Source organism: Curtobacterium sp. UCD-KPL2560, assembly GCF_001705035.1.
In the GTDB taxonomy this organism is placed as follows: domain Bacteria; phylum Actinomycetota; class Actinomycetes; order Actinomycetales; family Microbacteriaceae; genus Curtobacterium.
Window position 1 is genome coordinate 37,661 of the sequence record NZ_MCIG01000003.1, and the last position, 11,404, is coordinate 49,064.

The following is an 11,404-nucleotide window of genomic DNA, read 5'->3' on the forward strand; positions in this document are numbered from 1 at the left end:
GACTCCCACCAGGACCAAGGTGATCCATTGACTTTCGCAGACCTCTCCATCGAGCAGGACATCGTCGACGCGCTCGCGACGAAGGGCATCAGCGAGCCCTTCCCGATCCAGCAGCAGACGATCCCGCTCGCCCTCTCCGGCCAGGACATCATCGGCCAGGCCAAGACCGGTACCGGCAAGACCTTCGGCTTCGGCCTGCCGCTCGTGCAGCGCCTCGGCCCCGACCCCGAGCACGGTGTCAAGGCACTCGTCGTCGTCCCCACGCGTGAACTCGCGGTGCAGGTGACCGAGGACCTCGAACTCGCGACCTCGAACCGCCCGACCAAGGTCGTCTCGATCTACGGCGGCAAGGCGTACGAGGGGCAGATCGAGCAGCTCAAGGCCGGCGCCCAGATCGTGGTCGGCACGCCCGGCCGCCTCATCGACCTGCAGCGCCAGCGCATGCTCGACCTCTCCCACGTGCAGGAGGTCGTCCTCGACGAGGCCGACCGCATGCTCGACCTGGGCTTCCTCTCCGACATCGAGCGCATCTTCCAGGCGATCCCGGCCGTCCGGCACACCATGCTGTTCTCCGCGACCATGCCCGCGCCGATCGTCGCGCTCGCCCGCCGCTTCATGACCCGCCCGGTGCACATCCGCGCGACGGACCCCGACGAGGGCCTGACGCAGGCGAACATCAAGCACGTCATCTACCGCGCGCACTCGCTCGACAAGGACGAGGTCATCGCCCGCATCCTGCAGGCCGAGGGTCGCGGCAAGACCGTGATCTTCACGCGCACCAAGCGCGCGGCGGCCCGCATCGTCGAGGAGCTCAAGGACCGCGGCTTCAACGCCGCCGCCGTCCACGGTGACCTCAACCAGGAGCAGCGCGAGCGCGCGATGGCGGCGTTCAAGGCCGGCAAGCGCGACGTGCTCATCGCGACCGACGTCGCAGCCCGCGGCATCGACGTGGACGACGTCACGCACGTGATCAACCACACGATCCCGGACGACCCCGACACGTACCTGCACCGTGCGGGCCGCACCGGCCGTGCCGGCAAGACCGGCATCGCGGTCACGTTCGTCGACTGGGACGACCTGCACAAGTGGACGCTGATCGACAAGGCGCTCGAGTTCGGCATCCCCGAGCCCGTCGAGACCTACTCGTCGTCGCCGCACCTGTTCAGCGACCTCGACATCCCGGCCGGCACCAAGGGTCGTCTGCCCGGCGCGTCGAGCCACGCCGCCACGGCGGGGACCGAGCGACGCACCGCCGACAAGCGCACCGGCGACCGCCCCACCGGTGAGCGCAGCGGCTCGCGCAGCCGCAGCCGCAACCGGTCTGGAGGCACGGAGCAGTCCGGCACGTCGGCTCGCGCCGCCGGGTCGGCCGACGCCGGGACCACCACCACCGAGACCGCGCAGCCCGCGGTGGACGCGTCGTCGACCGACGGCACGACGGACGGCGCCGCGAAGCGTCGCCGCCGTCGTCGCCGTCGCAGCGGGGGTTCCGCCGAGGCGACCAGCTCGGCACCGCAGGCAGCCGGCGAGGGCGAGTAGCGCCTCCCGTCCGAGGGCCCCGTCGCTGACGCGACGGGGCCTTCGTCGTCTCCGCCTGCCGGCACGCTCCTCGACGGAGCAGACGACGTCGCGTACCGAGCGTCGACCCGACGTCTGCTGCTCCATCGGCGACGACCACCGACGCCGACGAGCCGGCCGCAGAGCGGGTCAGGCCAGGCGGGAGCCGGGTCCGTGCACCGGGGCGCTGCCCGTCGCCTGCGCGACGATCGCGTCGAAGGCCACCCGCGCGGTGCGGTGCTCCCCGAGGCGGTTGGGCTTGCCGGTGCCGTGGTAGTCGCTCGACCCGGTGACGAACAGGCCGGAGCGCCGTGCCCAGTCGAGCAGCGTGCGCTTGCCGTGCGACTGGTTCTCGCGGTGGTCGACCTCGAGGCCGCCGAGTCCGGCGTCGACGAGCTCGCGGAGCATCGGCTCGTCGATCACGATCCCGCGGGACGAGGCGGCGGGGTGCGCGATGACGGGGACGCCACCGGCCCCGCGGATGAGCTCGACGCCGCGCAGGGGCGACGGCGCGTCGTGCGGTTCGTAGTAGCCCGAGGCCGGGTGCAGTATCCCGCGGAAGGCCGCGCTCCGGTCGGGTTCCAGGCCGCGGGCGACGAGGGCGTCGGCGATGTGCGGCCGACCGATCGTGGCACCCTCGCTCGACTGCGCGAGCACGTCCTCCCAGGTGATCGGGTGATCGCGGCCGATGCGGTCGACCATGCGGCGGGCACGGGCGAGCCGACCCTCGCGGATGCGGGTGGTCTCGGCGACGAGGTCCGGGTCGGTCGGGTCGACGAGGTAGCCGAGGACGTGCACGCTCCGGTACCCGACGCGCGTGCTCAGCTCGAGGCCCGGGACCAGGGTCATCGGACGGTCGGCGACGGCGGCGATCGCCTCGTCCCAACCGGCGGTGGTGTCGTGGTCGGTCAGGGCGACACCGTCGAGGCCCGCCGCGGCGGCCGCGGCGACGAGGTCGGCGGGCGGCTCGGTGCCGTCGGACACGCTCGAGTGCGTGTGCAGGTCGATGAACGGATCGGGCACCGGCCCATCGTACCGACAGGTGAACAGCCGCTCAGGCCGTCAGTCCAGGTCGGTGCGATGATGGGGCACATGGCCGACACGACTCCCCGCGCGACGAGCAACCGTTCCACCACCCCCGGTTCCTCGACCTTCAAGGACCACATCGCCTCGCAGTGGGCCGAGCGCGAGCGGCCGCTGCCGGAGCCCCGTGAGCAGGCCCCCTTCGCCGCCGAGCGCCGTGCCCGGATCTCCGAGCTGCACCCCGGCCGCACGATCGTGGTCCCCGCCGGCCGCGCCAAGGTCCGGTCGAACGACTGCGACTACCCGTTCCGCCCGCACTCCACGTTCGCGCACCTCACCGGCTGGGGCACCGACACCGTGGTCGGCTCGGTGCTCGTGATGACGCCGTCCGGCTCCGGCCACGACGCGACGCTGTACTTCCGCGCGACCGCGGGGCGTGACTCCGACGAGTTCTACGCCAACCCGGAGATCGGCGAGTTCTGGGTCGGCCCGCGTCCCTCGCTCGAGGACGTCGCCGCCGACCTCGGCATCGCGACCGCCGACCTCGGAGCGTTCGACGCCGTGGTCGACGACCTCGACCCGGCCGTGCTCGTCGTCCGCGACGCCGACGAGGAACTCACCCGGTCGCTCGACACCCGCTTCGGCACCGCGGTCGGCGGTGCGCCCGAGACCGACGGCGTCCCCGCGACCGACGACGTGCTCGCCCGCGACCTGTCCGAGCTGCGCCTGGTGAAGGACCGCTACGAGGTGCAGGAGCTCCGCGCTGCCGTCGCCGCGACGAAGCACGGGTTCGACGACGTCATCGCCGACTTCGACGCCGTCCTCGCGCACCCCCGCGGCGAGCGCATCGTCGAGGGCACCTTCAACCGCCGTGCCCGCGCCGACGGCAACACGGTCGGCTACGACACCATCGCCGCCTCGGGGCACCACGCCTGCATCCTGCACTGGACCCGCAACGACGGTGCCGTGCAGCCCGGCGACCTCATCCTCATCGACGCCGGGGTCGAGGTCGACTCGTTCTACACGGCCGACATCACCCGGACCCTCCCGGTCTCGGGCACCTTCACCGACGTGCAGCGCATGGTCTACGAGGCCGTGCTCGAGGCGGCCGACACCGCGTTCGCGATCGTGCAGCCCGGCATCACCTTCCGCGAGGTGCACGCCACCGCGATGGAGGTCATCGCGCGGAAGACCGCCGAGTGGGGCTTCCTGCCCGGCACCGCGGAGGAGTCGCTGCGCCCGGACAACCAGTTCCACCGCCGGTACATGGTGCACGGCACGAGCCACCACCTCGGCCTCGACGTGCACGACTGCGCCAAGGCCCGTCGTGAGATGTACCTCGACGGCGTGGTGCAGGCCGGCATGGTGTTCACGATCGAGCCCGGCCTGTACTTCCAGCAGGACGACCTGACCGTGCCGGAGGAGTTCCGCGGGATCGGCGTCCGCATCGAGGACGACGTCCTGGTGACCGAGGACGGCGCCGAGAACCTGTCCGTGGGCATCCCCCGGACCCCCTCGGAAGTGGAGGGGTGGATCGCCCGCTCCGGCCGCTAGGTTGAAGGCGTGACCACGCCCGAGGCCCCCACCGACACGACGCCCTCCGACCGCCCCACGATCACCATCGACGTGGAGCACTTCGACTCCCCCGACGCCCAGCGCCTCCGGGCCGCGCAGCGTCTCGAGATCGACCGTGCGTACGGCGGGGACACCGAACCGGGTGAGAAGCCGACCGCCGACTCGATCGCGGTCTTCTTCCTCGCCCGGGACGAGGACGGCACGCCCCTCGGCTGCGGTGGCCTGCGCATCGTGCAGGACGGCGTCGCCGAGGTGAAGCGCATGTACGTGCGGCCGGAGTCCCGCGGCGCCGGCGTCTCGACGGCGATCCTGCGGCGCCTCGAGGAAGCCGCGATCGACCTCGGTTCGCCGGCCCTCGTGCTCGAGACCGGCGACGAGCAGAAGCGCGCGATCGGCTTCTACGAGCGCGAGGGCTTCTCGCGCATCGCCCAGTTCGGCCCGTACGTCGGTGCCGCCCGGTCGATCTGCTACTCGAAGGTGCTCTAGCCCCGACGCTCCTGGTCGGCTGCGCCGTCGCCGTCCTCGGGACGTGCGGGCTCGGTCGGCGCCGGTCCGGTGACGCGCTCCCCGTACTGCGGCGGCTCGTCGGGTCGGGACTGCGGACCGCGCGGGTCGGCGGGCTGGCGAGCAGGCGCGGTCCCGGCGGTCTCGCCGTAGCGCGGGCCGTCGTTCGTGCCGTACCGCGGGCCGTCGTTCGTGCCGTACCGCGGGCCGTCGTTCGTGCCGTACCGCGGGCCGTCGTTCGTCCCGTACCGTGGCGCGTCCTGGCCGGGCGCCCCGCCCTGGGGCGCTCCCGTCTGCTGGCCGCTGGCCGACGTCCCGGGCTGCTGCGCGCCTCCCGGCTGGTGGGGTGTGGCGTGCCCGCCGTAGGGCGATCCCTGGGACGGGCCCGGACGCCAGGGCTGCTGCCCCTGCAGGGGGCGGGGCTGGGTGCCCTGCGGACCGGACGGCGCCTCGTTCCAGTGCGTGGACGGCGTCGCGCCGTGCTGCCCGAGGATCCGCTGCGCCTGCCCCGTCAGCTGCGGGTCCACGACGATCTGGTAGTTCGTGGCGAGCACCTGGTGCACGCTCGTGAAGTCGCGCTGCCGCTTCGTGATCGCGAACGAGACGATGCCGTAGAGCATGCCGAACGCCGCACCGATGATCGCGGCGGCGAAGATGAGGCCGCCCGCGCTCGGCGAGAACAGCGTCAGCACGATGCCGAGGAAGAACCCGAGCCAGAGGCCCGACAGCGCGCCGGCGATGGCGGCACGACCGTAGGTCATCTTGCCGGTGACGCGCTCGACCGTCTTGAGGTCGTTGCCGACGATCGCGATCTTCGCCACCGGGAAGTCCGCCTCGGCGAGCTTCGCGACGACGCGCTGGGCGTCGGGGTAGCTGTCGTAGGTGCCGAGGACGTCTCCGCGCGGGAGCGTCGGGAAGGCCTGGGCGGTGCGTCCGGCGAACGGGCTCTGGTTGCTCACCCAGCCATCATCCACCGGGCACCTTGCGATCGCACGTGCACCTCCCGGGAGACACCCGGACGAGCGCAGGACCCCGGCCACCACCGCAGCCGCATCTGCGTCTCCTCAGGCCCGTCCCCCGCCGCTGCCGCGGCTCCCCGGCACGAGCGGCTACGCTGGCCGGGTGAGCGCCACGAAGGTCTTCGTCGCCCGCCTCGCCGGGTGCTCCGTCTTCGACCCCGCGGGCGACCGCGTGGGTCGCGTCCGGGACGTCCTGGTCGTCTACCGTCGCGTCGACCCTCCCCATGTGGTCGGCCTGATCGTCGAGGTCCCCGGCAAGCGTCGGATCTTCGTGAGCATCGGCCGCATCACCTCCATCGGCGCCGGACAGGTCATCACGACCGGTCTGGTGAACATGCGTCGCTTCGAGCAGCGCGGCGGCGAGGTCCGTGTCATCGCCGAGATGCTCGGCCGCAAGGTCCTCATCAAGAAGGAGCGCATCCGCGCCACGATCGAGGACGTCGCGATCGAGGACCGCGGGCAGGGCGACTGGGAGGTCTCGCAGCTCTTCCTCCGCAAGCCGAAGACGACCCCGTCGCCGTTCGGCAAGGGTCCGACGACGTTCTCGACCTGGAACGAGGTCACCGAGGACGAGCTCCCCGGTGAGGCCCAGTCCGCCGAGCACGTCATCGCGGCGTACTCCGACCTGGTCCCGGCCGACCTCGCGTCGACCCTGCTCGACCTGCCCGAGGAGCGCCGGTTCGAGGTGGCCGAGGAGCTGCCCGACGACCGGCTCGCCGACGTGCTCGAGGAGATGCCCGACCAGGAGCGCATCGCCATCCTGACCCGCCTCGAGGACGCCCGCGCCGCGGACGTGCTCGACCAGATGCAGCCCGACGACGCCGCCGACGTGCTCGCCCAGTTCCCGGACGACCGCAGCGAAGCCCTCCTCCAGCTCATGGAGCCCGAGGAGGCGCAGGACGTCCGCATGCTGCTCGAGTACGAGCCGGACACCGCGGGTGGTCTCATGACGACCGAGCCGGTGATCGTCTCGGCCGACGCGACCGTGGCCGAGGGACTCGCACTCATCCGTCGGCACGAGCTCGCTCCGGCGCTCGGTGCGAGCGTGTGCGTCACGCTGCCGCCGTACGAGCCGCCGACCGGCCGGTTCCTGGGCCTCGTGCACTTCCAGCGGATGCTCCGGTACCCGCCGAACGAACGGCTCGGCACGCTCATCGACCAGCAGACCGAACCGGTGCGGGTCGACGCCAGCGCCGCCGAGGTCACGCGCGTCATGGCGACCTACAACCTCGTGTCCGTCCCCGTGGTCGACGACGCCCACCGTCTGGTCGGGGTGGTGACGATCGACGATGTCCTCGACCACGTCCTGCCGGACGACTGGCGAAGTCGGGGCGAGGGGGACTCCCCCTCGCGACTCCGCCAACGCCCGCGCAAGACGCCCGTGACGACGGGAAGGAGGACCACCCGTGGCCCGAACGGATGACGCACGACAGGTGCGGCTCGACTCGCCAAAGGGCATGCGCACGCGCGTGCTCCCGACCCGCCGACGTGGCCGCGGGGACACCTTCGGTCGCGCGACCGAGGGCATTGCACGTGCAATGGGAACACCCTGGTTCCTCGTCGGCCTGACGGTGTTCTGTGCCGTCTGGATGATCTACAACACGGTCGCACCGCCGAAGTGGCAGTTCGACTCGGCGGCGATCGGCTTCACCGCGCTGACCCTCGTGCTGTCGCTCCAGGCCTCGTACGCCGCGCCGCTCATCCTGCTCGCGCAGAACCGCCAGGACGACCGCGACCGCGTGCAGTTCGAGCAGGACCGGCAGCGCGCCGAGCGCAACCTCGCCGACACCGAGTACCTCGCCCGCGAGGTCGTCGCCCTCCGGCTCGCCATGCGCGACATGGCGTCGAAGGACTTCATCCGCGCCGAGATCCGGTCGCTGCTCGAGGAACTCGACCGGCGCGACGCCGACGACGCAGCGGTGCACGGCAGGGCCGAGGCCGACGAGGCCGGCCGGACCGGTCGTGGCTGACCCCGCCGACCGGCACGAGGACGACGAACGGCTGGGCGCGGCGGTCCTCGCTGCGCTCGGCCGCGTCCTCGACCCCGAGATACGCCGACCCGTCACCGAGCTCGACATGATCCGCGGTGTCGACGTGCAGCCGGGAGGCACGGTGCGCGTCGACCTGCAGCTCACGATCGTCGGGTGCCCGGCCGCCGACACGATCGAGCGGGACGTGCGCGCGGCCGCCGGTTCGGTCGACGGCGTCGCCGCCGTCGACGTCGACGTCTCCGTCATGTCGCCCGCGCAGCGCGCAGCGCTCACCGAACGGCTGCGGGGCGACCGCCCGCGCGGCGTGCAGTTCACCCCGGACTCGCTGACCCGGGTGATCGCCGTGACGAGCGGCAAGGGCGGGGTCGGCAAGTCCACCGTCACCGTGAACCTCGCGGTGGCCCTCGCCGCCGCCGGACAGCGGGTCGGTGTGGTCGACGTCGACGTGCACGGCTTCAGCGTCCCCGGGCTGATGGGCCTGACCGACGCGGACGGCGTCGCACCCCGACCGACCCGGGTCGACAGCATGATCCTGCCGCCGGTCGCGCACGACGTGAAGGTCGTCTCGATCGGCATGTTCGTCGACGACGTCTCGACCGCGGTGTCCTGGCGCGGACCGATGCTGCACCGCACGGTCGCCCAGTTCCTCACCGACGTGTGGTTCGGCGACCTCGACGTGCTCCTGCTCGACCTGCCGCCCGGGACCGGCGACGTCGCGATCTCGGTCGGGCAGCTGCTCCCGCACGCCGGGGTCATCGTCGTCACCACCCCGCAGGCCGCCGCGGCGGACGTCGCCGAGCGGAGCGGCGTCGTCGCGCGTCAGACCGGGCAGCGGGTGATCGGCGTGGTCGAGAACATGGCCGGGCTCGTGCAGCCCGACGGCAGCGTCCTGCACCTGTTCGGCGAGGGCGGCGGCGACGAGACCGCGGCACGTCTGTCGCGCGGGCAGGACGTCCCGGTGCCGGTGCTCGGCCGCGTGCCGCTGTCGGTGCCGCTCCGGGAGGGCGGGGACACCGGTGTGCCGGTCGTCCTCGGCGCCCCGGAGGACCCCGCGGCCCGCGCGCTCCGGGAGGTCGCGGAGACGATCACCACGATGGGGCGCGGCCTCGCGGGGCGGAAGCTCGGGTTGACGCTCTCCTGAGCACGGCTCGCGGACCGCTCCCGTCCCCCGCTACCGTGGCGGCATGAGCAACACCGACCACGTCACCGTCGACTGGGACGCCGCCCGCGACGCCAACCGAGCGAACTGGGACGACCGGGTACCGATCCACGAGGGCGCCTACGACGTCGCAGCGCTGGACGACCCCGGCCACCGCTCCGACGTCGTGCGCGACGACCTGCCGGTGCTGGCGCGCTGGCTGCCGTCCGGCTCGCTGGACGGCCTCGACGTCTGCCACCTGCAGTGCCACATCGGCACCGACACGGTCTCGCTCGCGCGCGAGGGCGCCCGTGTCACCGGGGTCGACTTCTCCGCGCCCGCGCTCGCCTCCGGTGCGGCGCTCGCGGAGCGGCTCGGGCTCGACGTCACGTGGGTGGAGTCCGACGTGCTCGACGCCCGCGCGGCCGTCACGGGCGACTTCGACGTCGTCTACACGAGCATCGGCACGATCTGCTGGCTCGACGACCTCGACCGTTGGGCGGCGCAGGTCGCCGCGCTCCTGCGCCCCGGCGGCGTGTTCTTCATCCGCGACGGCCACCCGGCGCTGTACGCGGTCGACGAGGCCGCCTCCGAGCTCGTCACGCGGTACCGGTACTTCCCGGACAGCACCGCGCAGCAGTGGGAGGGCGCGGGCACCTACGCCGGCGAGGGCACCGTCGCGAACACCCGCACGTACGAGTGGCCACACCCGCTGTCCGAGGTCGTGAACGCGCTGCTCGGGGCCGGCCTCCGACTGCGGCTCCTCGACGAGGGCCGGACGCTCCCGTGGCGCTTCAGCCCGCGCATGGAGGAGGACGGCCACGGCTCGTGGGTCTGGCCCGCGGCGGACCGCGACCGCATGCCGACGACGTTCACGGTCGTCGCGACCAGGGACTGACGGACGGGAGGCGCGGTGCSGGCCSGCACCGCGCCTCCCGTCCGTCAGCGGGGCACGTAGCGGACGTGGGCCGCTCGTCGGAACACAGGCGGGCCCGTCGGCGGTGAGTCGGAAGGGTCAGGTCGCCTCGGCGTCGAAGGGGGCGGGCTCGCCCGCGGCGAGCGGCACGACGGGTGCCGTCGCGCGGACGCGCGACGCGGTGACCTGCGCGGTCTCGACCGCCGCCATCCCACCCGCGGTCGTGCCGCCGGAGTCGAGCAGCGCGTCGCGGATGATCCGCCGCGGGTCGTACTGGCGCGGGTCGAGCTTCTGCCAGTCGACGTCGTCGAACTCGGGGCCCATCTCCTCGCGCATCCGGTCCTTCGCGGTGTCCGCGAACCGACGGACCGCCTTGACGAACTCCGCGAGCTTCTGCGCGTACATCGGCAACCGCTGCGGGCCGAGGAGCAGCACCGCGATGATCCCGATGATCAGGATCTTGTTGAAGTCGATGGACACGCAAACGAGCGTAACCCGTCCCACTGCGCCGCACCCGTAGAGTTGTCCTCCGAACGGAGTGTGCGTGTCAGAGAAAGAGTCGAACTGGAAGTTCACCGAGGACCTCGTCTCGGAGCCCGAGGTGATCGCCCGGGCGCGTGAGCACTCCCTGGAACTCGGGGTCGAGGCGATCTCCCCCGCCATCGGCGCCCAGATCGCCGTGGTGTCCGCTGCCTCGCGTGCGACGGCGATGATCGAGATCGGCACCGGGCTCGGCGTCTCCGGGCTGTACCTGCTCGCCGGGGCCCCGGACGCGACCCTCACCACGATCGACGTCGAGGTGGACCACCAGCAGTACGCCCGCGACGCGTACATCGCCGCCGGCACCGCCCCCGCCCGGATCCGGCTCATCCCCGGTCGGGCGAACCAGGTGCTCCCGCGCATGAACGAGGCGTCCTACGACGTCGTGCTCGTGGACGCCGACCCCGAGCACGTGATCGAGTACGTCGAGCACGGGCTCCGGCTCGCCCGTGTCGGCGGCACCGTGCTCGTCCCGCACGCACTGTGGCGCGGTCGTGTGGCCGACCCGGTGCGCCGGGACCGGGCGACGACGGACTTCCGGCTACTGCTCACCGAGGTGTCGACCTCGGGTGCCGTGCGGAGTGCGCTCTCCCCCGCGGGGGACGGGCTGCTGCAGATGACGAAGGTGTCCGCGTAGCGGTCTGCACCTGAGCACGGCCGCTTCATCGAGCGCAGCGGGCGTTTCCTCGCGCGCAGCGGCCGCTTCCTCGAGCGCCGCCGCTTGCTCGTGCGCGGCTGCTTGCTCGTGTGCGGCTGCTTGCTCGTGCGCGGCTGCCGCCCGGACTCCCACAGACGACGACAGGCCCGGAGCGTACGCGCTCCGGGCCTGTCGACGTGGTGCTTCGACGGACTATGCCGAGACGACCTCGGCGAGTGCGTCGTGGAGTTCCTTGGCCTCGGCGTCGTTGACCGAGACCACCAGGCGGCCTCCACCTTCGAGCGGAACCCGCACGACGATGAGTCGACCCTCCTTGACAGCCTCCATCGGCCCGTCACCGGTCCTCGGCTTCATCGCTGCCATCAGATGTCCCCTTTCGCGCAGTACATGCCTGGCCATTATCCCGTATCGAGGGGCGAACTGCGAAACCGCCCAGGTTGGGGGTGTCGGATCGCCGCTGTCGTTCGGCTCCCGTGCGTACGC

At 72.4% G+C, this 11,404-nt stretch carries 12 protein-coding genes; 8 read left to right on the forward strand and 4 right to left on the reverse strand.

Translation table 11 applies throughout. The features are described 5' to 3' along the window. Positions 1–27 precede the first annotated feature (27 nt). Entirely contained in the window at positions 28–1,539 is a 1,512-nt protein-coding gene (locus tag BEP24_RS01750; protein ID WP_065959645.1) for a DEAD/DEAH box helicase, read from the forward strand. Between the two features lie 168 nt (positions 1,540–1,707). On the opposite strand, the gene BEP24_RS01755 is transcribed toward BEP24_RS01750, so the two are convergent. After that, the gene (locus BEP24_RS01755; protein ID WP_083229986.1) at positions 1,708–2,580 is read right to left on the reverse strand and encodes a PHP domain-containing protein; all 873 of its coding nucleotides are present in this window, start codon (positions 2,578–2,580) and stop codon (positions 1,708–1,710) included. Between the two features lie 69 nt (positions 2,581–2,649). Here BEP24_RS01755 and BEP24_RS01760 point away from each other — a divergent pair, with 69 nt between their 5' ends. Beyond that, a complete protein-coding gene (locus BEP24_RS01760; RefSeq protein ID WP_065959761.1) occupies positions 2,650–4,134 on the forward strand; it encodes an aminopeptidase P family protein in 1,485 nt (494 codons plus the stop codon). A 9-nt stretch (positions 4,135–4,143) separates the two neighbouring features. Further along, positions 4,144–4,641: a GNAT family N-acetyltransferase gene (locus BEP24_RS01765; protein ID WP_253181530.1), complete on the forward strand. Its 498-nt coding sequence runs from the start codon at positions 4,144–4,146 to the stop codon at positions 4,639–4,641. Here the strand turns inward: BEP24_RS01765 and BEP24_RS01770 are convergent. Further along, positions 4,638–5,618: a general stress protein gene (locus BEP24_RS01770; protein WP_065959648.1), complete on the reverse strand. Its 981-nt coding sequence runs from the start codon at positions 5,616–5,618 to the stop codon at positions 4,638–4,640. The two genes, BEP24_RS01765 and BEP24_RS01770, sit on opposite strands and share 4 nt — an antisense overlap. Positions 5,619–5,781: 163 nt before the next feature. Here BEP24_RS01770 and BEP24_RS01775 point away from each other — a divergent pair, with 163 nt between their 5' ends. From BEP24_RS01775 to BEP24_RS01790, 4 genes are read left to right on the forward strand one after another with little or no spacing between them, the layout of a single operon-like run. After that, complete coding sequence (locus BEP24_RS01775; RefSeq protein ID WP_065959650.1) at positions 5,782–7,101, forward strand: CBS domain-containing protein; 1,320 nt, start codon at positions 5,782–5,784, stop codon at positions 7,099–7,101. Next, complete coding sequence (locus BEP24_RS01780) at positions 7,085–7,648, forward strand: DUF1003 domain-containing protein (protein ID WP_171898697.1); 564 nt, start codon at positions 7,085–7,087, stop codon at positions 7,646–7,648. The genes BEP24_RS01775 and BEP24_RS01780 overlap by 17 nt, the downstream gene beginning before the upstream one ends. Beyond that, positions 7,641–8,810, forward strand: coding sequence for a P-loop NTPase (locus BEP24_RS01785; RefSeq protein WP_065959655.1), 1,170 nt, complete (start codon positions 7,641–7,643; stop codon positions 8,808–8,810). Before BEP24_RS01780 ends, BEP24_RS01785 begins: the two co-directional genes overlap by 8 nt. A 43-nt stretch (positions 8,811–8,853) precedes the next feature. Beyond that, positions 8,854–9,705: a class I SAM-dependent methyltransferase gene (locus tag BEP24_RS01790; protein ID WP_065959657.1), complete on the forward strand. Its 852-nt coding sequence runs from the start codon at positions 8,854–8,856 to the stop codon at positions 9,703–9,705. A 117-nt stretch (positions 9,706–9,822) separates the two neighbouring features. On the opposite strand, the gene BEP24_RS01795 is transcribed toward BEP24_RS01790, so the two are convergent. Further along, complete coding sequence (locus BEP24_RS01795) at positions 9,823–10,203, reverse strand: twin-arginine translocase TatA/TatE family subunit (protein WP_065959660.1); 381 nt, start codon at positions 10,201–10,203, stop codon at positions 9,823–9,825. 64 nt (positions 10,204–10,267) lie between these two features. Here BEP24_RS01795 and BEP24_RS01800 point away from each other — a divergent pair, with 64 nt between their 5' ends. Further along, positions 10,268–10,900, forward strand: a complete 633-nt coding sequence (locus BEP24_RS01800; RefSeq protein ID WP_065959663.1) for a class I SAM-dependent methyltransferase — start codon at positions 10,268–10,270, stop codon at positions 10,898–10,900. A gap of 213 nt (positions 10,901–11,113) precedes the next feature. On the opposite strand, the gene BEP24_RS01805 is transcribed toward BEP24_RS01800, so the two are convergent. After that, complete coding sequence (locus tag BEP24_RS01805) at positions 11,114–11,284, reverse strand: DUF3117 domain-containing protein (RefSeq protein WP_022905043.1); 171 nt, start codon at positions 11,282–11,284, stop codon at positions 11,114–11,116. Positions 11,285–11,404: the final 120 nt, after the last annotated feature.